This window comes from Algibacter sp. TI.3.09 (assembly GCF_038154905.1).
Taxonomy (GTDB): domain Bacteria; phylum Bacteroidota; class Bacteroidia; order Flavobacteriales; family Flavobacteriaceae; genus Algibacter.
Genome location: NZ_JBAKAN010000002.1, coordinates 100,506 through 124,437, shown reverse-complemented (window position 1 = coordinate 124,437; position 23,932 = coordinate 100,506). Strand labels below are relative to the sequence as shown.

At 34.3% G+C, this 23,932-nt stretch carries 19 protein-coding genes and 1 tRNA gene; 13 read left to right on the top strand and 7 right to left on the bottom strand.

Annotated elements, in window-relative coordinates; genetic code table 11:
* The first annotated feature begins 22 nt into the window (after positions 1–22).
* Positions 23–1,258 carry a metallophosphoesterase gene (locus V6246_RS08340; protein ID WP_341559986.1) on the top strand — a complete coding sequence of 412 codons (1,236 nt, stop codon included), beginning with the start codon at positions 23–25 and terminating at the stop codon, positions 1,256–1,258.
* 121 nt (positions 1,259–1,379) lie between these two features.
* A complete protein-coding gene (locus V6246_RS08335) occupies positions 1,380–1,676 on the top strand; it encodes a thioredoxin family protein (RefSeq protein WP_341559985.1) in 297 nt (98 codons plus the stop codon).
* A 33-nt stretch (positions 1,677–1,709) separates the two neighbouring features.
* Here V6246_RS08335 and V6246_RS08330 read toward each other — a convergent pair whose 3' ends face one another.
* Positions 1,710–2,138, bottom strand: a complete 429-nt coding sequence (locus tag V6246_RS08330; RefSeq protein ID WP_341559984.1) for a YybH family protein — start codon at positions 2,136–2,138, stop codon at positions 1,710–1,712.
* Positions 2,139–2,460: 322 nt separating this feature from the next.
* On the opposite strand from V6246_RS08330, the gene V6246_RS08325 reads away from it, so the two are divergent.
* Positions 2,461–2,739 carry a hypothetical protein gene (locus V6246_RS08325; protein ID WP_341559983.1) on the top strand — a complete coding sequence of 93 codons (279 nt, stop codon included), beginning with the start codon at positions 2,461–2,463 and terminating at the stop codon, positions 2,737–2,739.
* A 21-nt stretch (positions 2,740–2,760) separates the two neighbouring features.
* Here the strand turns inward: V6246_RS08325 and V6246_RS08320 are convergent, their stop codons facing one another.
* The 3 genes from V6246_RS08320 to V6246_RS08310 form a co-directional block, all read right to left on the bottom strand.
* Positions 2,761–3,861 carry a DUF4407 domain-containing protein gene (locus V6246_RS08320; protein WP_341559982.1) on the bottom strand — a complete coding sequence of 367 codons (1,101 nt, stop codon included), beginning with the start codon at positions 3,859–3,861 and terminating at the stop codon, positions 2,761–2,763.
* A gap of 120 nt (positions 3,862–3,981) precedes the next feature.
* Positions 3,982–4,848, bottom strand: a complete 867-nt coding sequence (locus V6246_RS08315) for a DMT family transporter (protein ID WP_341559981.1) — start codon at positions 4,846–4,848, stop codon at positions 3,982–3,984.
* A 249-nt stretch (positions 4,849–5,097) separates the two neighbouring features.
* The gene (locus V6246_RS08310; RefSeq protein ID WP_341559980.1) at positions 5,098–6,486 is read right to left on the bottom strand and encodes a dipeptidase; all 1,389 of its coding nucleotides are present in this window, start codon (positions 6,484–6,486) and stop codon (positions 5,098–5,100) included.
* A gap of 103 nt (positions 6,487–6,589) precedes the next feature.
* Between V6246_RS08310 and V6246_RS08305 the strand changes: the two genes are divergently transcribed.
* From V6246_RS08305 to V6246_RS08280, 6 genes are all read left to right on the top strand, one after another.
* A tRNA-Leu gene (locus V6246_RS08305) sits at positions 6,590–6,671 on the top strand.
* A gap of 523 nt (positions 6,672–7,194) precedes the next feature.
* On the top strand, positions 7,195–9,231 hold the full coding sequence (locus V6246_RS08300; protein ID WP_341559979.1) for a transketolase family protein: 2,037 nt from the start codon (positions 7,195–7,197) through the stop codon (positions 9,229–9,231).
* Positions 9,232–9,320: 89 nt separating this feature from the next.
* Positions 9,321–9,977: a fructose-6-phosphate aldolase gene (fsa, locus tag V6246_RS08295; RefSeq protein WP_042502600.1), complete on the top strand. Its 657-nt coding sequence runs from the start codon at positions 9,321–9,323 to the stop codon at positions 9,975–9,977.
* Positions 9,978–10,017: 40 nt separating this feature from the next.
* Positions 10,018–10,704 carry an NUDIX hydrolase gene (locus tag V6246_RS08290; RefSeq protein WP_341559978.1) on the top strand — a complete coding sequence of 229 codons (687 nt, stop codon included), beginning with the start codon at positions 10,018–10,020 and terminating at the stop codon, positions 10,702–10,704.
* A 230-nt stretch (positions 10,705–10,934) separates the two neighbouring features.
* The gene (locus V6246_RS08285) at positions 10,935–12,500 is read left to right on the top strand and encodes a solute:sodium symporter family transporter (protein WP_341560705.1); all 1,566 of its coding nucleotides are present in this window, start codon (positions 10,935–10,937) and stop codon (positions 12,498–12,500) included.
* A 266-nt stretch (positions 12,501–12,766) separates the two neighbouring features.
* Entirely contained in the window at positions 12,767–15,139 is a 2,373-nt protein-coding gene (locus V6246_RS08280) for a GAF domain-containing protein (RefSeq protein WP_341559977.1), read from the top strand.
* A gap of 19 nt (positions 15,140–15,158) precedes the next feature.
* Here V6246_RS08280 and V6246_RS08275 read toward each other — a convergent pair whose 3' ends face one another.
* From V6246_RS08275 to V6246_RS08265, 3 genes are all read right to left on the bottom strand, one after another.
* Entirely contained in the window at positions 15,159–16,292 is a 1,134-nt protein-coding gene (locus V6246_RS08275; RefSeq protein WP_341559976.1) for a PepSY-associated TM helix domain-containing protein, read from the bottom strand.
* Between the two features lie 50 nt (positions 16,293–16,342).
* Complete coding sequence (locus V6246_RS08270) at positions 16,343–18,739, bottom strand: TonB-dependent receptor (protein WP_341559975.1); 2,397 nt, start codon at positions 18,737–18,739, stop codon at positions 16,343–16,345.
* 144 nt (positions 18,740–18,883) lie between these two features.
* Positions 18,884–20,080, bottom strand: a complete 1,197-nt coding sequence (locus tag V6246_RS08265; RefSeq protein WP_341559974.1) for a Pycsar system effector family protein — start codon at positions 20,078–20,080, stop codon at positions 18,884–18,886.
* A gap of 209 nt (positions 20,081–20,289) precedes the next feature.
* Between V6246_RS08265 and msrB the strand changes: the two genes are divergently transcribed.
* The 4 genes from msrB (at position 20,290) to V6246_RS08245 (ending at position 23,931) form a co-directional block, all read left to right on the top strand.
* Positions 20,290–20,736, top strand: coding sequence for a peptide-methionine (R)-S-oxide reductase MsrB (gene msrB, locus V6246_RS08260; protein ID WP_074937013.1), 447 nt, complete (start codon positions 20,290–20,292; stop codon positions 20,734–20,736).
* A gap of 53 nt (positions 20,737–20,789) precedes the next feature.
* A complete protein-coding gene (msrA, locus tag V6246_RS08255) occupies positions 20,790–21,332 on the top strand; it encodes a peptide-methionine (S)-S-oxide reductase MsrA (protein ID WP_341559973.1) in 543 nt (180 codons plus the stop codon).
* Between the two features lie 64 nt (positions 21,333–21,396).
* Complete coding sequence (locus tag V6246_RS08250) at positions 21,397–22,959, top strand: protein adenylyltransferase SelO (RefSeq protein ID WP_341559972.1); 1,563 nt, start codon at positions 21,397–21,399, stop codon at positions 22,957–22,959.
* A gap of 27 nt (positions 22,960–22,986) precedes the next feature.
* Positions 22,987–23,931: an aldo/keto reductase gene (locus V6246_RS08245; protein WP_341559971.1), complete on the top strand. Its 945-nt coding sequence runs from the start codon at positions 22,987–22,989 to the stop codon at positions 23,929–23,931.
* Position 23,932: the final 1 nt, after the last annotated feature.

Genomic DNA, 23,932 nt, shown 5'->3' with positions numbered 1-23,932 from the left:
TCTTTGATGAAAAAAAGAGCATATGCTACGTTGGATTATATTTTTAGCTGTTTTCCTGATTGCCGATTATTACGCCTTTCAGGCCTTTAAAACGGTGGTTAAAAACAACTGGATACATCTACTATATTGGGTAATTACGGTATTAATTATTGGCAATTTTGTGTTTCAATTTTATGGCTTTAGTCGTCGTAATGGTTTTACACATGCGCACTCTTATGCCATTGGGTTTTTTATAGCGCTTTTAGTGCCAAAAATGGTTTTGGTTTTAGGCGTGTTTTTCGAAGATGTTTTTCGTGTGCCACAAGCTCTGTATCGTTATTTTACGGTAGGCGAAGCTGCAAAAGGGAATTACTTTGCATCGCGTCGCCAATTTATAAGTAAAGTGGCTTTAGGCTTGGCAGCCATTCCGTTGGCTTCTATAATTTATGGTATTTATAAAGGACGCTACAATTATAAAGTTTTAAAATACACATTGCATTTTGAAGATTTACCGGCTGCTTTTGATGGTTATAAACTAACGCAAATTAGTGATATCCATTCCGGAAGTTTTGATAATATGGAAAAGGTGAAATATGCTGTAGATTTAATTAACGAACAGGAAAGTGATGTGATTTTATTTACAGGCGATATTGTAAATAATAAAGCTGAAGAATTGGTGCCTTATAAAACGGTTTTTAATAAGTTGAAAGCTAAAGATGGCTTGTATTCTGTATTAGGAAATCACGATTATGGCGATTATGTAAATTGGGAATCGGATGAAGCGAAACATCAAAATCTTGAAGATTTAAAGGCTTTACAGAAAGAAATAGGGTTTAACCTTTTACTGAACGAAAGTAAATATCTTGAAAAAAATGGTGAGCGTATTGCTTTAGTGGGTGTTGAAAACTGGGGTGCTGGTGGTTTTAAAACTGCAGGCGATTTGCAGAAAGCAGCCGCTACTATTGATAAAAACGATTTTAAAATTTTAATGAGTCACGATCCGTCGCACTGGGAGAAAAAGGTGATTGACGATGATTATCATTATCATTTAACATTAAGCGGACACACACATGGTATGCAATTTGGAATTGAAATTCCGGGTTGGTTTAAATGGAGTCCGGTAAAATGGCGCTATAAATATTGGGCTGGTATTTACAAAGAAATGGGGCAGTACATAAACGTAAATCGTGGTTTTGGCTATTTGGCTTTCCCTGGGCGTGTTGGTATTTGGCCAGAAATTACTGTAATAGAACTTAAGAAAGGTGCCGAACCGGTTTAAACGGCCTTTGTTGTTGCTGTTTATCTTAAATTGTTTATATTTATAATAATCAAATAGAATTTTTAATCACGATTTTCTATCCAATTAGAAAACTATTAAATAGACAAAAAAACTTTATAATATGTCAAAATTTGGGGAACTTATCGATGTTAATACACCTGTACTGCTAGATTTTTTTGCAGAAGAGAGTGAGCCATCTAAAGCTATGCACGACGTTTTACGAGATGTAGCAGCAGCCTTGGGAGATAAAGCTAAGGTGATAAAAATTGATGTCGAAAAAAACCAAGAATTAACAGAAGCGTTACGCGTAAAAGGCCTGCCAACTTTAATTGTTTATAAAGATGGTGAAATGAAATGGCGCCATACCGGAACGCAAGATGCAAACACACTTATTAGTGTTATTGAAGAATATTTGTAATAAGTAAGGTGATACTTTGCTGCTTTTACAAGTTTAGCAAGAGGTGTCTGCAACAATTTTCCACTCGCCATTGATGCGCTTGAAAATTAGCATGAAAATACCGTCTGCATTACCAACTTCACGTTTTAAATGAAACTCACCAAGTACATAATAAGCATCTGCGCTTATTTTGGTAATGTCGTTAATTTTAAAACTTAAAGTCCCCGTATGATCTTTGGTTGGATAGCTTTTTTCGTAACGATCAAAAGTATCTTCCCAGCCGTAAGTTACCCCGTTTTTACCGTAAAACTTAAGAGAATCACTTTTCCAATACCCTTCCATATAGCCTTCTAAGTCGTGCTTAGACCAAGCAATACGCTGTGCTTTTAATACTTTATTAATAGCTTTTATATCTTTTTCTTCGTTTTGAGAATAACTATTGAAAGCGGAAATAAGACAGATGAGTAGAACTATTTTTTTCATGTTGCAATTTATATAAAAAATTTGATACCAAATCTATGCTGAAATTAAAAGGGAAATGGAAAATGGGTTTATGATAACGAAATATAGTTAAAGTGCTAATAAGTGATTCTAGTTCTTGCTGTATTTTGATGTTTTTGTTTTAAAATGATGTTTAAGTAGGTTACTCATCGGTTAAATTGACACGTAATTATTTTTCGTCCAAGGATGAATTCTTTTAATCGAAAAAATTCTTCGCGTAACTCTTTAATAATATACTTTTATCTCATAATCAATTGATTATGTTTCCCTCAGATTTATTGTCTAACTAAAAAATTAACTTATTATGGATTTACGTATTACAAACTGCAACAACTTTTTCAAGATTAAAGGTGAACTAAATAAAAAGAGTTTATCTGTTTTTCAAAACGAATTTCAAGATATTTTTAGTCGTGTAAGCACGCTTACCATCAGTATAGAAGATGTTGAAAGTATGGATCGACACGGTGTAAAAGCTTTAACAGAATTACACAACGAAGCCGTAGCAAAAAATAAAAGTATGGCTATTATTGGTTTTGGTAGTAAAGACTTATACAATCATTTTAAAACCAATGTGGCTGCATAATTATTGGTGTTAGCCTATAAACTATAAAATGTTCTTTTGATGTTTGAAAAAAGCATCGGCCTGTAACTGCATAAGTTCTCTCGTTTTTGCACGTTTATAAGTGTAAAGTTCGTCTTCGGTTTTTAAGTCGGCATAAACACGGTCGTTAATGGCGTTATCTGTTTTTAGTAGAGCTTCTCGTTGATTTTTATTTGGAAGAACATGGGTTTTAATAGCCATTTCTAGATCTTCTAATTTAAAATCGTAAGGCCCTTTTGGCGATAATAATTTCGCGAAAATGGGTGAAGTTTCTATTGCTAAAAACAACAGAAAAATAAAAAATGAAGGCATCCATGATAAGGTGCCTAGAGCGTTTACACGCGCCATTAACCCATCAAAATTATTAATTACAGGTTGCGTAGTGTCAACCTGTAATTGGTAATTTGTTTTTAGAGTAGCAATCTGATCTTCTAAATTTGCTTTTTTCTCTTTATTTTCTAATTTTAATTGCTGAAGTTCGGCAAGTAGAGCATCATGCTTTTCTCTTTTTTCTTTATAAACAGGGCCTTTGCCTAAGCGATTAGTTCCTGCTGTGCCTTCGGCCTCTGCGATGTACGTGTTATAAAGTGTATTAACCTCAGCTTCTTTATTGATAACCTCGCTTTCTAGAGTTGTTATATTTGTTTCTAGAGTGGTTATTTCAGGATTAAACTGTGCTAATATTTGATTTTGATTGGCTAAGGTTAAATGGTTTTTCTGTTCTAATAAAACCTGATTAATTTCTTTTTCAAAAATCTTTAATTCTAAAGGCTTAGAAATTACAATGGCTATAATTACAGCAAGCATAATTCTTGGTGTGGCTTGGAGTAACTCGTCTAAAAAACGACCGGTTTTCTTGATTGTAGAAACAATGTAACGGTCTAAATTAAAAATAAGTAATCCCCAAATAAAACCGAAGCCAATGGCAGCGTAGTAATTGTCGAAAACAGTGTAGAGTGCATAACTGGCGGCTATAAAAGCCATGAGTGCAGTAAAAAAAACGGTTGCGCCAATGCCCGCATATTTATTTTGTTCACCTTTAGAGCATTGCTCTAGAATATCGGTGTCGGCGCCAGAGCAAATGATGAAGAATTGCTTTAGCATAATGTGATTGATTTTTGATTGATTGACTATTAGAACGTTAAAGCAGGTGTTTTGTTACAAAATTGTATAAAAAAAAAGCCTCGAATTAACGAGGCTTTCAAAGTATGGATGTTCTTTTTATTAAGAATTAGCCTTTCTAGATCGAATACTTTCGATAACAACTGTAGCCAAAATTAAAGCGCCACCTATAAAAGTGTTTATAGTAGGTATTTCGTTTAAAAAGAAAAAGGCGATAATAATACCACATATAGGTTGTGCGCTACCAATGATACTTGCGGTACTTACTGAAAAATGTTTTAAGCTACCAATAAATAATGAATGACCAATGGCTGTAGTTACCAAGCCTAATATAATAAGGTAGGGAAACTGGCTTTGTAGATTACTAATATCCATGGTAAACATGACAGGAATAAGTATTATGGCAACTATTATGGCTTGCTGCGTCATGAGTACGGTGCCGTTATAATTATCTACATGGCCTTTTAAAATGAGGTTTCTTAAAGCGTAGCATAAGGCTGAAAATATACCGTAAAGAATTCCTTTTAGGTGCGTATTTTCTAGGTTTAAATCTGGCGCTAATATATAGACGCCTAGTAAAACCATAAAACCTAATAGTATGTGTATTGGGTTTAATTTCGATTTGGTGAAAAAGGGTTCGAGTAATGCGGTTATTACCGGAAATGTAAACATGGCTAGCATGCCTAAGGCAACGTTTGATAATTTTAATGCATAAAAGTAGGTTACCCAATGCAGTGCTAAAAGTGAAGCACCTAAAATTATGGTGGGTGCATCTTTTTTTGATTTTATCTTGATGCTGAATTTTTTATACCAACAAAACGCGAATAGAAATACTGCGGCTATCGCGCTGCGTCCCCATATAATTACTGGTGTTGGTAAATCTATAAATTTACCTAATGTGCCAGATGTGCTAATAAGTAATGTGGCTAAAGCGAGTAGAAATAAATGATTGTTGTGTTGGTTTTTCATTTGTGTGTGTTGCAAATATGCTACTTACTTTGTGTGGATTACTAATTGTGCAGGATTGGAACGCGTTAGGGATTGAGGCTTTGTTGAAGCTCTTTTTGTACGAGCTTATATTTTCTTAATTAAGATGAAACTTGGTTTGACCTTTGTGAAAAATAAATAGAACTGAACTTGGTGTGCAAAAAAGCGACTGCCAAAAGCCCGACCATAACCTCGCCCTTAAAAGCGAGGTTGTGGTAACGCCCAAATTATTTATTTTGAAAACTCGGTGAAATATTTATAGAATAACGGAATGGTTTCTATGCCTTTTAAGTAGTTCCAAACTCCGAAATGTTCGTTTGGTGAGTGTATGGCATCGCTGTCTAAACCAAAGCCCATGAGTATGGTTTTGCTTTTTAATTCTTGTTCGAATAGTGCAACAATTGGTATGCTGCCGCCACTACGTTGTGGTATTGGTGTTTTTCCGAAAGTGTCTTTGTAAGCATGGCTTGCAGCTTTGTAACCTATGCTGTCTATTGGTGTTACGTAGCCTTGGCCACCGTGATGTGGTGTTACTTTTACGGTTACGCCTTGGGGTGCGATGCTTTCGAAATGGGTTTTGAAAAGTTGCGTGATGTTTTCCCAATCTTGGTTTGGTACTAAACGCATAGATATTTTGGCGTAAGCTTTACTGGCTATTACGGTTTTTGCGCCTTCGCCAGTGTAACCTCCCCAAATACCGTTAACATCTAGTGTTGGGCGTATGGCGTTGCGCTCGTTTGTGGTGTAACCTGTTTCGCCATATACGGCGTTGATATCTAATGCTTTTTTGTAATTTTCTAAACTGAAAGGTGCTTTTGCCATTTGGGCGCGCTCTTCTGTAGAGAGATCTTCTACGTTATCGTAAAAACCAGGAATGGTGATATGATTGTCTTCGTCGTGTAATGAAGCAATTATTTTTGTTAGCACGTTTATCGGGTTGGCTACTGCGCCACCGTAAAGTCCAGAGTGTAAATCGCGATTCGGACCTGTAACTTCAACTTCTACATAACTTAAGCCACGTAAACCTGTGGTTATTGATGGCACATCGTTAGCAATCATTCCAGTATCGGAAATTAAAATAACGTCGTTTTTAAGTTTATCGTGGTTGTTTTTTACAAAGGTGGCTAGATTAGCGCTGCCAACTTCCTCTTCGCCTTCTATCATGAATTTTACGTTGCATGGTAGTTGGTTAGTGGAAGTCATAAATTCCATCGCTTTTACATGCATGTACATTTGGCCTTTATCGTCACAAGCGCCACGTGCAAAAATAGCACCGTCGGGATGTTTTTCTGTTTTTTTAATAACGGGTTCGAATGGAGGCGAATCCCAAAGATTTATTGGATCTGGCGGTTGTACATCGTAATGTCCATAAACAAGTACAGTTGGTAGGTTTTTATCTATTATTTTTTGTCCGTAAACAATAGGGTAGCCATCTGTTTCGCAAATTTCTACGCTATCGCATCCTGCTTGTTCTAATCTTAGTTTTACAGCATCGGCTGTTTTTAATACATCGTTTTTGTATGCGGAGTCCGCACTAATGGATGGAATTTTAAGAAGCTCGATGAGTTCGTCTAAAAATCTATTTTTATGCTCTAATATGTAGTTTTGAATACTGTTCATGGGCTTGTTTTTCTTTATTTTATCAAAAGTATAAAAAAAAGAATGTTTTTTTGTGCAAAGAAGTTTGCAATTTGAAAATCTTGTTTATATTTGCAGTCCTTAAGCGGGCGTGGTGGAATTGGTAGACACGCTAGACTTAGGATCTAGTGCCTCACGGTGTGGGAGTTCGAGTCTCCCCGCCCGCACAGTAACAAAAAAAGCCGACTAATTTTTAGTCGGCTTTTTTGTGTTTAATAGTTTGGTATTGCGGTTTTTATGGCTTCAAAATAAAACCGTATTGTATTACAAATTCGATGTGTTGAAATTTGTGGTGTTGCAAATTCTTCGGAATAAGGTTAAATATTAGAGCGCTTCATCTTAAATTTTCCTTTTTTGGTTCAATTAAAAATTTCACGTTTATATGAAGGTATTTCTGTGAAATAAAAATAATAAGGCAAATTATCTTTTAATTATTCAATTTAAAACTAAAATTATTAACAAAAAGCTTCATTTGTTGTATAAAACGTTACATGTTTATTATGCCTATCGTTTAATTAGATGTATTTTTACGGCGCAAAATTTAGTGTTTTAATAATTAAGTGTTTTGCCGACACTTAATTATATTTTAATTACTACATTTGCAGTGTACTATTTTATAACGGTTTTAATTGTTTTGAAATAGTGAATCTATTAAAGTTAGAGTTATTAAAAATTAACCATAAATTTAAAATGAACAAACAAATTGATCAACGAGCAGCAGATAATATTAGAGCATTAGCTGTAGCAATGGTAGAAAAAGCGAAATCAGGTCATCCAGGTGGTCCAATGGGTGGAGGTGACTTTATGCACGTCTTATACTCAGAGTTCTTTAATTATGATCCAACAGATATGGAATGGGCGTTTAGAGATCGTTTTTTCATGGATGCTGGTCACTTATCAACCTTAATGTATGCACAATATTACCTATTAGGTAACTATGCAAAGGATGATGTTGCTAATTTCAGACAATGGGGTTCTATTACACCAGGTCATCCAGAAGTTGATGTAAAACGTGGTATTGAAAATACATCTGGACCATTAGGTCAAGGGCACACTATGGGTGTGGGAGCAGCAATTGCAGCTAAGTTTTTAGAAGCACGTTTTGGAGATTGGATGAATCATAAAATATATGGTTTTATTTCTGATGGTGGTATTCAAGAAGAAATTTCTCAAGGTGCTGGGCGTATAGCTGGGCATTTAGGGTTGAGTAACTTTATTATGTTTTTCGATTCTAACGATATTCAATTATCTACACCTACAGATGAGGTAACTACAGAAGATACCGCAATGAAGTATGAAGCTTGGGGTTGGAATGTAGTAACTATCGATGGCCATAACCACGATGAAATAAGAAAAGCATTAACAGATGCTAATAACCAAACTGAAAAACCAACATTAATTATTGGTAAAACAATAATGGGTAAAGGTTGTGTTACTGCAGATGGTAGCATGTTTGAAGGACATTGTGAATTACACGGACAGCCTATTGGAGCTACCGGAGCAGATTACGCAAAAACCTTAGCTAATTTGGGAGCAAATACTGAAAGTCCTTTCGATATTTTCGATGACGTTCAAGAATTTTATAAAAACTTAGTTGCAGAAAAAACAGCAAAAGCTGCTGAAAAGAAAGCAGAAATAGCAACTTGGAGAATAGCAAACGAAGCTTTAGCTACAAAATTAGATTTCTTCCTTTCTGGTGAGTTACCAGAATTAGATTTCGCTTCAGTAGAACATAAAGCAGGTTTAGCAACAAGAGCAGCATCTTCTGGTATTTTAGGTTACTTAGCCGAAAATGTAGAAAACATGATTGTTTCTTCTGCCGATTTATCAAACTCTGATAAAACTGACGGATTCTTAAAGAAAACACATGCACTTAAAAAAGGTGATTTCACAGGGTCATTCTTACAAGCAGGTGTTGCTGAGTTAACCATGGCTTGTATTGCAAATGGTATTGCGCTTCACGGCGGAATTATTCCGGTTGTAGCAACATTCTTTGTGTTTTCAGATTATATGAAACCAGCTATTCGTTTAAGTGGTATTCAAGAATTAGGTGTAAAATATGTTTGGACTCACGATGCTTTTAGAGTAGGTGAAGATGGACCAACACACCAACCCGTTGAGCAAGAAGCTCAAATTCGTTTATTAGAAAAATTAAAGAACCATAGCGGAAACCCAAGTTTCTTAGCATTACGTCCTGCAGATTCTGCAGAAACTAGCGTCGCTTGGAAAATGGCTTTAGAAAATAAAAATACACCAACAGGTTTAATACTTTCTCGTCAAGGTATTAAAGATATCGAACCTCAAGGATCTTCAAGATATGAAGAGGCTTTAGCTGCAGAAAAAGGTGGTTATTTAGTAAAAGAAGTTGAAAATCCAGATGTGGTTTTAATCGCAAACGGATCTGAAGTTGCTACATTATTTGCAGCAGCCGAAATATTAGAATCTCAAAACAACTTAAAAGTGAATATTGCTTCGGTAATTTCAGAAGGTGTTTTTAGATTACAATCTAAAGCATACCAAAACTCTGTAATTCCTGCTAACACACCATTATTTGGTTTAACAGCTGGTTTACCTGTAAACTTAGAAGGTTTAGTTGGAGCTAATGGTAAAGTATTTGGTTTAGAGCACTTCGGTTACTCTGCACCAGCATCTGTACTAGATGAGAAATTTGGTTTTACTGGCGAAAAAGTAAGCAACCAAGTATTAGAGTATTTAAAAACAGTTTAAAAATTAAAATATACTGCACCTAAAGCTATAGTTTATCTGTGTTTTAGGTGTGGCATATTCAATTAATAAAACAATAACAACTTAACAATATGAAATTTTTTATTGACACAGCAAACCTAGGTGAAATTGCAGAAGCACAAGCTTTAGGCGTTTTAGATGGTGTAACAACAAACCCGTCATTAATGGCGAAAGAAGGAATCACTGGTTCTGAAAATATTTTAGCACATTACCAAAAAATTTGTGATTTAGTAGATGGTGATGTTTCTGCTGAGGTAATCTCTACCGATTTTGATGGTATGGTAAAAGAAGGTGAAGCTTTAGCGGCTTTACACCCACAAATTGTAGTGAAATTACCTATGATTGCCGATGGTGTAAAAGCTTGTAAGTATTTCTCTGATAAAGGTATTAGAACTAATGTAACTTTAGTGTTTTCTGCAGGGCAAGCCTTATTAGCAGCAAAAGCTGGAGCAACTTACGTATCTCCTTTCTTAGGTCGTTTAGACGATATTTCTACAGATGGTTTAAACCTTATCGATGAAATTAGAATGATTTATGATAACTACGGTTTTCAAACTCAAATATTAGCAGCTTCTATACGTCACACTATGCACGTAATTAACTGTGCTAAATTAGGTTCGGATGTTATGACAGGACCTTTATCTTCAATCACAGGTTTATTAAAACACCCTTTAACTGATAGTGGTTTAGCTAAGTTTTTAGAAGATTACAATAAAGGAAATCAATAATAACTGTATACTAATTTGTTGAATTTTTACTTTTAACTGAATGATTGAATCGAACAGCATAAATAACAACATTCAGCAAATTAAGGTAGCAGTAGATTGCATTATTTTCGGATTTAATGATAACAAACTAGAATTGTTATTAATTAAAAAGAAAGAAAATCCCGAAAAGGGAAAATGGTCTCTAATTGGCGGTTTTGTTGGCTTCGATGAAGATTTAGACGAAGCTGCCAATAGGATACTATCCGATTTATCTGGTTTGCAAGATATTTATATGGAGCAAATTAAAACCTTCGGAAAGGTCGATCGCTGTTCGTTCGATCGTATTATATCTTCAACCTATAGCGCCATGATTTTAAAATCACGCTACACAGAGGATAAAATTAATAAGTACAATGCGCAATGGTTTCCAATAACCGAAGTTCCAGAACTTATTTTCGACCATAATGATATGGTTGATATTGCCATTAAAAGAATGCGCCGTCGGGTTAGAAACTTCCCTATTGCTTTCAATTTATTACCGCCAAAATTTACTTTACCACAATTGCAAGTGCTATATGAGGGTATTTTAGATGAAGAATTAGATAAACGAAACTTCCGTAGAAAGGTCGCTCAAATGAAGTATTTAGTAAGGCTCGAAGAGAAAGATATGTCGGAGTCGCGAAGAGGAGCTTTTTTATATCGCTTTGATGAAACGTTATTCGAAAATGAACAAAACTTTAATCTGTAATTTAATTACAGATTTTTTTTTGGTTAAAATTGTACGTTTTTCTGTTACGCTAATTTTTTTTATTTGTAAAAATTACCATTAAGTAATGCTCATTTTAAGCTTATAGCTGAATAAAAAAAGCATAGATCAGTACGGTTGTTTCAATTTTTTTTATGACATTGTAGCGCCTATTATTTTTCTTTAAAGAAAATAATGAAAATATTAACTAAACCAAACTATAAAATATTATGATGGCTATTATCTCTTTTGCAGGATTTACTTTGCTAGTTGCGCTTATTGCGTGGTGGTCAACACGAAAAACAGACGAAAAATCTTCCGATGGTTACTTTCTTGGAGGCCGTAGCCTTACTGGGCCAGTAATTGCTGGGTCATTATTATTAACTAACCTATCAACCGAGCAAATTGTTGGAATGAATGGTGTTTCCTTTAGAGATGGAGCTCCTATTATGGCATACGAGGTTTTAGCAGCCATTGCTATGGTTTTTACAGCCTTTGTGTTGTTACCTAAGTACCTTAAAAGTGGTATTGCAACCATTCCACAGTTTTTAGAAAATCGTTACGGTAAAACAACAAAAACAATTGTTTCACTTTTATTTCTTTTAGGGTACGCTATATCTATGTTGCCTACTGTTTTATACTCAGGAGCGTTGGCGTTAAACACCATGTTCGATATTCCTGAAAAACTCGGTATGGGGCCAGAAGCTACACTTTGGGTAACTGTAATTTCAATTGGAGTTATTGGTAGTATTTATGCGGTTTTTGGAGGTCTTAAAGCTGTTGCAGTATCAGATTCTATTAATGCTGTTGGGTTAATTATTGGAGGTTCGTTAATTCCTATATTTGGACTAATGTATATTGGTGATGGAAACATGTTTACTGGGCTAGATACCTTAACAACTGCACTTCCTGAAAAATTTGATATTATTGGAGGTCCGGATTCTGATGTTCCTTTTTGGACACTTTTCACAGGTATGGTTATATTAAATTTCTATTACTGGGGAACCAACCAAGCTATTATTCAACGTGCCTTGGGTGCTAAGAATTTAAAAGAAGGTCAAAAAGGACTTTTAATAGCGGCTTTTATTAAAATATTAGGGCCAATTATTGTGGTGCTACCTGGTATTATTGCTTATTATATTTTCAATGGTGATTTAGCAAATGCGGATGAAGCATACCCAATGTTAGTTAAAAAAGTATTACCTGTAGCCTATATTGGTTTCTTTGCGGCGGTACTTTTTGGGGCTATTCTAAGTTCATTCAATAGTGCTTTAAATAGTTCTGTAACACTTTTTGGTTTAGATTTCTACAAGGAATATATTAATAAAGAAGCTACAGAATTACAAGTGGTAAAAGCCGGGAAAATATTCGGTATAGTTTTAGCGATATTTTCTATAGCTATTGCTCCATTATTATACGGTGTAGAAGGTGGTATTTTTACTTATTTACAACAACTAAACGGAACGCATAGTGTGCCAATTTTAGCTATTGTTATTGTAGGTGTGTTTTCTAAACGTGTTTCTGGGAAAGCTGCAAACATCGCTATATTAATTAGTGTAGTAACTTATTTAGTAACACTATACGGTATTGAACCAGATATTAGTTTCTTACATTTAATGGGTATTCTGTTTGTGTTAACAGTAGTTGTTATGTTTGTAATTAGTCACTTTATTCCTAGGGAAACTGATTACGTACAAGAGTATACTAAGCAAGTAGATATTACAAATTGGAAATATTTAAAACCTGTTGGAGCTATTATTGTAGCTTTAGTTATTGGTTTATATTATGCAATGTCTTAAAAAATAAAGTAAATCAAGGTTTTTAAATAGACTCTATTTAAAACTTTAATATCAATACATTAAAACGCTTTAGTTTTTCTAAAAAGTTCATTTTAAGTGAATTTTTTTTAAAAAAAACTAAAGCGTTTCTGTATGTTATAGGGTGTCTTTGCTGGTGCTCAAAAGTGCTATAGAACGTCGTATACCGTTAATTAACGTTAGTAAGGGGTATAATTGACGACCAACTTAATTAATTTGTAACTTTGCAGTCGAAGTAGTAAAAGTCAATGGATATAAACGATAACATAGAATCGCCTTTAAACGTAAAGATAAGTTTCAATAAATTGTTAAAGCAATATGAAACTTTGGCATTGAGCACCGATCCTTTTTTGGCAAGTAAGGCCAACGGGGTTTTGGATATTGCTAAGCAATACCCAGAGTTGCGCGATGGTTTTAGTAGAGTTTCGTCTATTAAAGAACGAGAAAAAGAGATTGCGTTTATTCTTCAAGATACGTTTAGTCCTTTACTAACACACAACGAAATTAAAACAGCTTCAGCTCCTTTTAATGATGTGATTTTCAATGCATCTGAACGCTTTAAAAACATAATAAAAACAGCCGGTGATGGGTTTCAACTTCAAATGAAAAACATGCCGCATGATGATATTTATGTTGGGGCTTGTACCATTATTTTAGGTTTTTGTCACGGGTTTAATATCAATTTTAAGCGTCCGTTTTATTACGAAATACCTGATGCTAATGGTATTATGCGTTATTATAAAATACTTTATAATGCCGATTTTTGCGAAATAACACCAGATGAAAACGCTCCAAAAATAACGCAAGCCGATTACGATGAGTTACTCGATAATTTTGACAACATAGCACTTTGGAAAGAGAAATTCCCACCAAATAGCTATACGTTCAAAGGGTTTGTGATTTCTAATATTTTTGATGTTACAGACGATCAATCTATATCGAATATAAAATCGAGTTTAATTAGTAAAGACAAGCGTAAGCAAAATAGCTTCGTTGAAGGTTTTCAAGATATTTTTAGTTCTCTTTTTGGAATTAAGGATTTAAAAGTTGGTTTTTCTATCTATAATAAAGAAGAAGATGTTTTTGAGCGCATATACGGTTCTGGTATGCACAGTTATTTACTTGGCAAGAAAACCACAAAACAATGTACTAGCGCTTTATGTACATGGTCTTACGATAAATTATTAAAAGAACATAAACATTTTTCGGTATCCGATGTCGATAAAATGTTCGAGATATCACAAGGTAAAGCTCCCCATATTGCTAGTTTGCATGAGCAAGGTGTTAAAAGTGCCATTTTTGCACCCATTGCAAATGATAAAGGGCTTATGGGTATTATTGAAATTGTTTCTACAAAAAAACAAGTTTTAAATAGCGTTAATGCAAATAAGCTAGAAGATGTGTTACCGTATATCGTATCAGCTGCAGAACGTAATATAGAAGAGGAAGCTAATTTAATTGAAGCGATAATTCAAAAAGAATGTACTTCAATTCACCCTAGTGTACATTGGAGATTTGTAAAAGAAGCTAAGAACTTTATAAAATCTGAGATGCTTGGAGAACAAGCTGCTTTTAAAAAGATAGCTTTCGAAAACATATATCCGCTTTATGGTCAAATAGATATTAAAGGTTCTTCAGAAGCTAGAAATGAGGCTACAAAACAAGATTTAGCTTTGCAATTAAGTGCTGCTAAAACTATTTTTGAATATGCTGTAAAAATAGAATCATTGCCAATTTACGATCAGTTTATTTTTCAAATTGATGAGTTTTTACTTGCACTAAATGTACATTTTCAGGTAGATAGTGAACAGCAAATTTCTACGTTTTTTAAGAATGATATCGATTCGGCTTTAAAACATTTATATGTTATAGATGAATTAAAACCACACTTAGATCTGTATTTCGGTACATTAGATGATAAGTTAGGGATGCTTTATAACCACCGTAAACAGTACGACAATACGGTGACTTTAATAAATAAAGACATGGCGTCTTTACTTGATAAAAAGCAGAAAGAGGCACAACGTATGTATCCGCATTATTTCGAGCGTTTTAAAACGGACGGCGTAGAGCACAATATGTATATTGGAGAATCTATAACAAAAGAGGACTCTTTCAATCCTATCTATTTGTACAATTTACGCTTGTGGCAATTACAAGTGATGTGCGAAATGGAAAATGATTTCTATCAAAAACAACATAAATTCCCGGTAGCCTTAGATGTGGCTTCCATGGTGTTAGTTTTCAGCCAACCTTTAACGATTAGTTTTAGAATGGACGAAAAACAATTTGATGTAGATGGTACTTATAATGCCCGATACGAAATTGTTAAAAAACGTGTGGATAAAGCTTTTATAAAAGGAACTTCTGAGCGTGTTACACAAAAAGGAAAAATTAGTATTGTGTACTCTCAAAAGCAAGATGAATTAGAGTATTTACGATATATTAAATTCTTGCAAGCTAAGCATTATGTAGATACCGATGAGGAAATTGTAGAACTTGAAGATTTGCAGTCTGTAACAGGTTTAAAAGCCATTCGAGTAAGTATACTTTATCATAGAAGTGAAAAAGATAAAGCGTTCTATACTTACAATGATTTAATGAAGGAAATTAAAGCTTAACTTCCTTTATTTTATAATATTATACTGTGGTAGTTTTTGTCTTTTTATAATGTCTGCCATACCATAAAAGCACACCTGTTACGGGTAAACTTGCGGTTAGTAAACTTATTATAAAAGCAATTATTTTTCCAACAATACCTCCAATAGCTCCTACATGAATATCATAATTCATACGAAGTATTTTATCTGGAACTTTAGCGTCAACATATTTTCCGAAAATGGCGGGTGTTTCTATTTCTTCTAAAGTATTTTGATCGAAAAATCTAAAATCAGAATCGTAAAATAAATCGTTACTATTTGAGACTTCAACATAAACGCTAGAAGAATCGGTTTTTGGGTAATGCAACTCAAAATTTTCTGCTTTTGGTGATTCTTTTCTAAGCTTCACCATTAATTGATCAATGGGTAATATGTCAGCATTGTTAAGAGCTACTCCGCTCGTGTTTTCGGGTATTATAAATGCCGGAACTTTATCACCTCCTGTAGATACATAAACTACATATTTTAACCAATTATAAGACATTACAGATCCTGTAAAGGCCAAAACTAGGGCTAAGGAGCAGATGTAAAAACCAACAACGGTGTGTAAATCGAAGTTTTTACGCTTCCATCGGGTTGTAGATTTCCAGTCGAATTTTAAACGTTGTTTTAAGTTTTTACGTTTTTTAGGAATCCAGAGTATAAACCCAGAAATAATAATGAAAATAAATATTAAAATGGATGCGCCTACCACGTGTTCTCCAATGGCTTTAGGTAGCCATACTCGTGTATGCCCTTTTAGAATAAAAGCAAAGAAACCACTAAGGTGGTCGTCTACTTGAATAATGGCACCAGAATATGGGTTTAGAAATACACTTTGGTAAAATTCGGGTTCTGCATCGTAAAAAATAACTTCAATAGCATCATCTGCTTTTCCAAATACACTCCCGTGAATGGTATTGTTTGGAAAGACTCTTTCTGCAGTTTTTTTTACTTCCGTTGGTGTTAAAAAAGCCTGGTTCTGCGGTATAACTTTTTTATAATCGTTATACTGGTTTTCAATTTCGGTTCTAAATGCCCAACAACAACCCGTTACGGAAACTATAAAAACGACTATGCCGGTAGCTAACCCTAATATTTTATGTAACGTTAATATGTTTTTTTTAAATGCCATAGATATTTAATAAAAGGCAACTTTTTAGGGTTGCCTTTGTGTGTGTATGGTTAAAATTTGTAATCGAAAGACGCTAAGAATGTTCTGTTTTGTTGCGGAGTTAATGTGCTCCAACCAGAGTAATATTCTTCATCTGTGATGTTGTTTCCTTTAACACTTATTCTGAAGGTATCATTTTCATAATAAATTGAAGCGTTAAAAACCGTGTATGCTGGTAAAGTAAATCCGCCAGAGGTTGTGTAATCGTTCATGGTATTGTAGTCGCTAGAACCATTAAAACCTGCTCCAAAACCGAAGTTTTTAGCAAATCCTTGAGTAAATTGGTAATCACCCCAAAAGTTATATAATATATCTGCCCCAGCTTCTGCAGGACGTAAGCCTATCAAATCTGATCTTGATGCTGATTTTGTAACTTCAGAATCATTAAAACTAAATCCACCACGTAAGTTTAAACCATTTACCGGGCTTGCGTTTACCTCTAGTTCAATACCATTACTTTTTACGGTACCATCTTGTTGTTTGCTAGAGCCAAAGCCCATAACTTTATCGTCTACTGTAATATTATAGTAGTTTACAGTAGCTTCTAATCTATTGTTGAATAGGTTGGTTTTTACACCAAATTCTAATTGATTGGCTTGTTCTAAATCGAAAGATTGTAACTGAGTGCCAGCTGTTGGATCGTTATCATCAATAGCTGTTAATTCTGGATTAATATATGAAAAACTGTTTTGATAGTTCGCGAATACAGAAAGTTGATTTAATATAGGCTGAAATACAATTCCGAATTTAGGTGAAAATGTAGACTCATCATAAGCCTGATGATCATCCGACGGATCGTTTATATCACCTTTGTATTCAAACCTGTCGTAACGTAAACTTGCCATAGCCGAAAGGCTAGGTGTTATGTTTAAAATGTTAGAAATATAAGCACCAAAAACGTTTTGCTTAGTTTCAATATTATTACGATCTAAACCAGATAGAATAGCATTTAAGTTATCGGCATTTACTTCTGGTTCTGAGAAAACCAAATCGCCTTGCGCATTTACGCTATGCAAATAACCCCAGCCTGAACTCTGGTCTATTATAGTAGACTCTAAATAATCTACGCCAATTAATAGTTTGTTTTGTAAATCACCTATTTTAAAATCTCCAGTGAAATTTTGTTGTAGGTTCATGGTTCTTGTTTTTGCATCAGTATCTTGTGCGTACAAAGCAAAGTTAAGACTGTTTGCAGAGTTGAATAAGTAAGTATAAAACCCATTAGATTTAGCAAGACCACCGGCTACAATAGATTGAGAAGACCAGTTGTCTGAAATTTTATAAACAGCCTCACCTCTATAATTTTGTGTAATGTTTTTAATAACAACATCGTTATTAGTTAACGATTTGTCTCTGTCGTAATTTAATTCTTCAACGGTATTAAATAGTAAAGGTGCGCTTCTGTTAAAGAATAAAAAAGTTTGATTAGTTTGCTCGTTATCCGAAGCTTCATAAGCAAAATTCAAAGTCAGTTTGTTATTTACTTTATATGAAATTGAAGGGGCAACAAAAACTGATTTTTTAAAGCCATAGTCCTGAAAACTATTATCTTTTTGGTAACCTGCATTAAAACGTAATGATACTTTATCGCTTGCGCTTACATTAACATCTGCATTTAGTTTTCTAAAATCATTAGAACCTCCCGCAACGGAAATACTTCCGCCTGTGCCACTATAAGGCTTTTTTGTTACAATATTTATTAGTCCACCGTATGAGGTTATAGAACTTCCAAATAAAGTTGCAGATGGACCTTTGATAACTTCTACACGTTCCACATTCGATGGGTTTATAAAACCATTTGTAATTCCGGCAACACCGTTAACCAATTGCGGTTGTACCGAAAAACCACGAATAGAATAGTAACCTGCGCCATCACCACTTCGTCCAGTAGACGACCATAATTTGTTTACACCTACCGCATTTTTTAGAGCATCTTCAAAATTATTAACAGATTGAGATACTAATAATTGGTTGGTTACTGTGCTGTAAACTTGAGAGTTTTCAATGTTTTTAAGTGGCATTTTAGAAACATATGCACTTTGTTTTCTTGAGAATTTGTTTTTACGTTTTGTGTCTAGAACAATTTCTTGCAAAAGTTCATTTCCTTCGTAAAGTGATATGTTTCCTAAATCGAAAGTATTGCTGTTGGCTATAGAAAAAGCTATTTCTTTAGTTTTGTAACCTAAGTAGGATATGGATAGTATGTAATCACCATCGCTAATATTCGAGATTTCGAATGTGCCATTTTCATTAGTTTGTGCACCTTTTACAGTGTTTTTAATAATGGTGTTAACTCCAAATATTGGAGATGAAGATGTATTTGTTATGGTTCCTTTTAGAGTTCCAGATTGTGCAAAAGTGAAGAGGCTAAGCAACAAAAAGGTTGTTAAAGTAAATGATGTTTTCATTTGTTTTTATTTAGACTTAATATGAATAACTGAGTTTTTCGTGCAAATATATGTGCTAGGTTAGATATAACCAAGCTATTTGTATTAATTCTAAATAAGATTATTAAAAGGTGTTATTTCACTTTAATTAACTAAAGAAATAGACTACACGAGTATTCCTGCAGAGTAAAATGAAATAATAAAGGCTATAACGCTAACTATTATGCCTATCATAAAAACGGTATAAGTGAGCCTGAGTATTTTATATTTTTTATCTAAAACCAAGCCTAAAAAGTATAAATCCTTTTTCATTGAGGAATAAAGATAATCGCGATCTTGCATCATTTCTCCCATGGCCCATTCAAAATCTTGAAGGCTCATTTTATGGAAATTTCCGAAGAATAATAAATTTACTTTTTTATTAGCAACATCTTCTTTAGTAAACTCTCCTCTTGTTACATTAGGGCGTGTAGCCATAATAGATAATATTATGGAAGCTACTGTAAACATTATAAAAATGATGGTAGGTGTAATTAAATAATCGTTAGAAGGTTTGTCTAGTTTTGAAGCTAAATTAGAAAGCACCAAAGAAACAATAATAGCATTTACAGATAGTAAAATATTGGCTTTAGTATCGGCAATATTACTAAGTGTAATGTGGTTTTTTAAGGTTACTCTAAACATGGTTTCAATTCCACGTTCAGGTAATTCTATTTTTTCTTTTTTAAACTTTAATTCGGCCTTCTTTTGAGCAAGTTTACCTGTATCTAGTTTAATTTTTTTCTTTCTATTAATTAAACCAGCGAGGTTTTTTCCTTTACGTTTTTCCCAGTTTGCGGCAGCTTCATTTGTGAAAAAACGATGTGTTGTGCTTAAAAAAGTAATGTTTTCTTCTAGCCAGTCACTTTCAGATATTTTATAATCACTAATAAGTTCCCATTCTTTTCGAAGTAATTCCGAAGTATCGGTGTAATTTTTACTTCCAATATGTGCGCAATCGGCATCTTTTATAATTTTTTCAGGCATTGTACTAGGTACAACTCCCATTTTGGTTGCCATAATAATATTAGATACAGCAACAATATCGTCTTCGCTTACGCCTTTGGCTTTAAGAAATTCTTTAGCTATCAGCACGCTCGCTTCCTCGTGGTTGTTTTTGTCCTTAGTATATCCGGTATCGTGAAACCAGGCAGCTATGATGAGTAATTCTTTTTGTTTGTCGTCAATTTTTATCAATTCTGCTAATTCAGTAGCTTTGTTTACAACAAGTTGCGTGTGCGGAATGTTGTGGTAGGTAAACTCCGGAGTTAACTTTTCATTGAGAAGGTTGATAACAAATTTTTCAGCTTCAGCTATAAGCATATGTAAAACGTGTAAAAAGATTATTTAGTAAAAGTACGAAACTTTAAAAGATCAAAATATAATTACTATAGTAACGCTATTATTTGTCGTAAATTTATTGAATGCTTTCATATTAAAGTGATCTGCGGAAATAGTAAGGTTTTTGCTTAATTTTCGACTAAATTTTTATATCGAGCGTATATAAATTAAACAAAAGAAAGGAATAGAATATGCTAACTTGGAAAGATATTATTAGTTTTTCGGTTAACGGAAATCCAACACCAGATAAGCGTGTTGAAAAAACGGAAACTGAATGGAAGGCTCAACTAACACCTGAGCAATTTAGAGTAACACGATTAAAAGGAACCGAGAGTCCACATAGTGGAGCGCTTTGTACGGCTCATGATGCTGGTAAATATAATTGCGTGTGTTGTGATACACCTCTTTTTGATTCTACAATAAAGTTTAGTTCGGGAACGGGATGGCCGAGTTTTACACAGCCTATAAAAGAAAATGCTATTAAATACGAGCGTGATACCACTTATGGTATGGTTCGCGTTGAGGTTATGTGTAATACTTGCGATGCACACTTAGGGCATATATTTCCCGATGGGCCGGAACCTAGTGGTTTACGCTATTGTGTAAATTCGGAATCTATGCAATTAGAAAAAGCATAGTTGTAACAAAACACCTGTTTAGTTTTTACTAAGCAGGTTTAAATTTAAAACAAATGCAAAGCAAAAATATACAATTAGCCACACTTGGTGGTGGTTGCTTTTGGTGTACAGAAGCCGTTTTTCAGGAGGTAAAAGGTGTAGAGAAAGTCGTTTCTGGTTATGCAGGCGGTAATGTGCCTGGCCATCCAACATATCGAGAAATCTGTTCGGGTTTAACGGGGCATGCCGAGGTAATCCAATTAACTTTCGATGCTAACGAAATTTCATATGTCGATTTATTAACCATTTTCATGACCACTCACGATCCTACAACTTTAAACAGGCAAGGAGCAGATAGAGGTACACAGTATCGTTCGGTAATTTATTATCATAATAACGAGCAAAAGGAGTTAGCAGAAGTAGTTTTAAAAGAAATGGAACCTTATTTTGAAGACCCGATAGTTACCGAATTAACAGAGCTTCCTAAGTTTTTTGAAGCTGAAAAAGAACATCAGAATTATTACAGAGATAATGAAACACAAGGGTATTGCAGTTTTGTAATTACTCCTAAATTAGCTAAATTACGAAGTCTACACGCCGATAAATTAAAAAAATAATGCCTTTTCAGTACACACTGAAGAAAAATATAGATTCTATATTAAGCATTAAAATGAGCACACCATGAAACTGAATATAAAAGATACTTTTACTAAACAATTACCTGCCGACCCGAAGTTAGAAAATACAAGACGACAGGTGGAAAAAGCATGCTTTTCGTTTGTAACACCAAAACAAACAGCAAAGCCAGAATTGTTACATGTATCTCCCGAAATGCTTGAGAGTTTAGGTTTAACAGATGCAGATGCTAAAAGCGATACGTTTTTAAAAGTAATAACAGGTAATGAAGTCTACCCAAACACAAAGCCTTTCGCTATGTGCTATGGTGGGCATCAATTTGGTAATTGGGCAGGACAATTGGGTGATGGACGTGCTATTAATTTATTTGAAGTAGAACACAATAATAAACATTGGGCCGTACAATTAAAAGGGTCTGGTGAAACACCATATTCTAGAACTGCCGATGGTTTGGCGGTACTGCGTTCTTCTGTTCGGGAGTATTTGTGCAGCGAGGCTATGTTCCATTTAGGTGTGCCAACTACGCGAGCATTGTCTTTAGCGTTATCCGGCGATCAGGTTATGCGAGATATGCTTTATGATGGTAATGCTGCTTACGAAAAAGGAGCTATTGTTTCTCGTGTTGCGCCTAGTTTTTTACGCTTCGGGAGTTTTCAAATATTAGCCGCTAGAGGCGATAAAGAAACTTTAAAAACACTTGCAGATTATACCATCTCTAACTTTTTTCCTGAGTTAGGTAAACCTTCAAAAGAAACTTATATCGCATTTTTTAATGAGGTTGCACAACGCACCCTAAAAATGATTGTAGATTGGCAACGCGTTGGTTTTGTACACGGTGTAATGAATACCGATAATATGTCTATTCTTGGCTTAACCATAGATTACGGGCCTTACGGTTGGTTAGAAGATTTTAGTTATGGATGGACACCAAACACTACAGATAGCCAACATAAAAGATATCGTTACGGAAATCAACCCAACATGGGACTTTGGAATTTATACCAACTCGCTAATGCGCTTTATCTTTTAATTGAAGATGTAGAGCCGTTGCAAGCTATTCTCGACGGGTATCAAACTGGTTTTGATGAACAATCTTTTGCCATGATGCGCAATAAATTAGGTTTTGAAAATGAGGATGAAAATGATAAAATTTTAATTCAGCAATTAGAAGAAAATCTTCATTTAACAGAAACAGATATGACGATTTTCTTCAGGAATTTGAGTGGTTTTTCAGAAGAAAATCCTTCCGAAGGTATTTCAAAAATAAAAGATGCTTTTTATAATTTAGATGAAGTTAAAGGTGAGATTGAAACCAAATGGCAGACTTGGTTTGATGCTTATGCCAAACGTTTAAAAGACGAAACAGTTTCTTCCGAAGAAAGAAAAGTTAAAATGAATGCTGTAAATCCGAAGTATGTTTTACGAAATTATATGTCGCAGTTAGCTATTGATGATGCTGATAAGGGCGATTATAAATTAATAGATGAATTGTTTAATCTTCTAAAGAAACCATACAGCGAGCAACCTAAATATGAAAAATGGTTTGCTAAAAGACCAGAATGGGCGCGTCATAAAGCAGGCTGTTCTATGTTGTCTTGTAGTTCATAATAATAGTAATTAAAAGAAGAAAAGTAAATGCAATTAGGTTTAGGAACAGCAGCTTTAGGACGGCCACAATATATTAATGTGCGTCAAGATGCTACAAATACGTCTGATCTAGAAGTTTTTAAAAAAGACAGTTTTTCTGTTTTAGAAGAAGCCTATCAATCGGGTGTTCGTTATTTTGATACGGCACCAGGTTATGGTTTAGCCGAGCAGTTACTTATGGATTGGTTGGCAACAAAAACTGATGATGCTATAAAAGTAGCCACAAAATGGGGTTATACATATACGGCCAACTTCAATCCCGATGCTAAAATTCACGAAGTAAAGAAACATAGTTTAGAGAAGTTAAAGGAACAATGGCAGGTTTCTAAACAATTATTACCATATTTAAAAGTCTATCAAATTCATTCTGCAACTTTGGAAACTGGTGTTTTGGAGAATGAAGCTGTTTTGAATTATTTATCGTACTTAAAAAATACGCATCATATTAAAATGGGTATTAGCACAACGGGTGTAAACCAAGTTGAGGTTATTAAAAAAGGTCTGGATATAAAAGTAGATGGCGAGAATTTGTTTGATGTTTTTCAGGTAACTTATAATTTGCTGGATCAAAGCTTAAAAGACGTTTCTAGCCTTTTACAGAAAGAAAACAAAACTGTTGTTATTAAAGAAGCTTTGGCTAACGGACGCGTTTTTAGAAATAAAAATTACCCGAATTATAATGCGATGTATACGGCTTTAGAGCGTTTAGCACAAGTGCACGATGTTGGGGTAGATGCTATTTGTTTGCAATACGTAGCTCAAACTATTACTGGAAGCAAAGTTTTAAGTGGTGCAAGTAGTAGTGAACAAATACAAGAGAATTTAAAAATGGATAGGTTTGTTTTATCGCAATTAGAATTAGACGAACTTTCTGGGTTTAAGGTAGACGCTATTCAATATTGGGCAGAGCGCAAAGCATTGCAGTGGAACTAAT

What these genes read in the sequence shown, in the direction of transcription:
- V6246_RS08340 (WP_341559986.1), top strand. Translation starts at nt 23, where the DNA reads ATGCTACGTTGGATTATATTTTTAGCTGTTTTCCTGATTGCCGATTAT.
- msrB (WP_074937013.1), top strand. Translation starts at nt 20,290, where the DNA reads ATGCTAACTTGGAAAGATATTATTAGTTTTTCGGTTAACGGAAATCCA.
- V6246_RS08245 (WP_341559971.1), top strand. Translation starts at nt 22,987, where the DNA reads ATGCAATTAGGTTTAGGAACAGCAGCTTTAGGACGGCCACAATATATT.
- V6246_RS08330 (WP_341559984.1), bottom strand. Translation starts at nt 2,138, where the DNA reads ATGAAAAAAATAGTTCTACTCATCTGTCTTATTTCCGCTTTCAATAGT.
- V6246_RS08320 (WP_341559982.1), bottom strand. Translation starts at nt 3,861, where the DNA reads ATGCTAAAGCAATTCTTCATCATTTGCTCTGGCGCCGACACCGATATT.
- V6246_RS08250 (WP_341559972.1), top strand. Translation starts at nt 21,397, where the DNA reads ATGAAACTGAATATAAAAGATACTTTTACTAAACAATTACCTGCCGAC.
- fsa (WP_042502600.1), top strand. Translation starts at nt 9,321, where the DNA reads ATGAAATTTTTTATTGACACAGCAAACCTAGGTGAAATTGCAGAAGCA.
- V6246_RS08270 (WP_341559975.1), bottom strand. Translation starts at nt 18,739, where the DNA reads ATGAAAACATCATTTACTTTAACAACCTTTTTGTTGCTTAGCCTCTTC.
- V6246_RS08300 (WP_341559979.1), top strand. Translation starts at nt 7,195, where the DNA reads ATGAACAAACAAATTGATCAACGAGCAGCAGATAATATTAGAGCATTA.
- V6246_RS08325 (WP_341559983.1), top strand. Translation starts at nt 2,461, where the DNA reads ATGGATTTACGTATTACAAACTGCAACAACTTTTTCAAGATTAAAGGT.
- V6246_RS08290 (WP_341559978.1), top strand. Translation starts at nt 10,018, where the DNA reads ATGATTGAATCGAACAGCATAAATAACAACATTCAGCAAATTAAGGTA.
- V6246_RS08275 (WP_341559976.1), bottom strand. Translation starts at nt 16,292, where the DNA reads ATGGCATTTAAAAAAAACATATTAACGTTACATAAAATATTAGGGTTA.
- V6246_RS08285 (WP_341560705.1), top strand. Translation starts at nt 10,935, where the DNA reads ATGGCTATTATCTCTTTTGCAGGATTTACTTTGCTAGTTGCGCTTATT.
- V6246_RS08310 (WP_341559980.1), bottom strand. Translation starts at nt 6,486, where the DNA reads ATGAACAGTATTCAAAACTACATATTAGAGCATAAAAATAGATTTTTA.
- msrA (WP_341559973.1), top strand. Translation starts at nt 20,790, where the DNA reads ATGCAAAGCAAAAATATACAATTAGCCACACTTGGTGGTGGTTGCTTT.
- V6246_RS08265 (WP_341559974.1), bottom strand. Translation starts at nt 20,080, where the DNA reads ATGCTTATAGCTGAAGCTGAAAAATTTGTTATCAACCTTCTCAATGAA.
- V6246_RS08335 (WP_341559985.1), top strand. Translation starts at nt 1,380, where the DNA reads ATGTCAAAATTTGGGGAACTTATCGATGTTAATACACCTGTACTGCTA.
- V6246_RS08280 (WP_341559977.1), top strand. Translation starts at nt 12,767, where the DNA reads ATGGATATAAACGATAACATAGAATCGCCTTTAAACGTAAAGATAAGT.
- V6246_RS08315 (WP_341559981.1), bottom strand. Translation starts at nt 4,848, where the DNA reads ATGAAAAACCAACACAACAATCATTTATTTCTACTCGCTTTAGCCACA.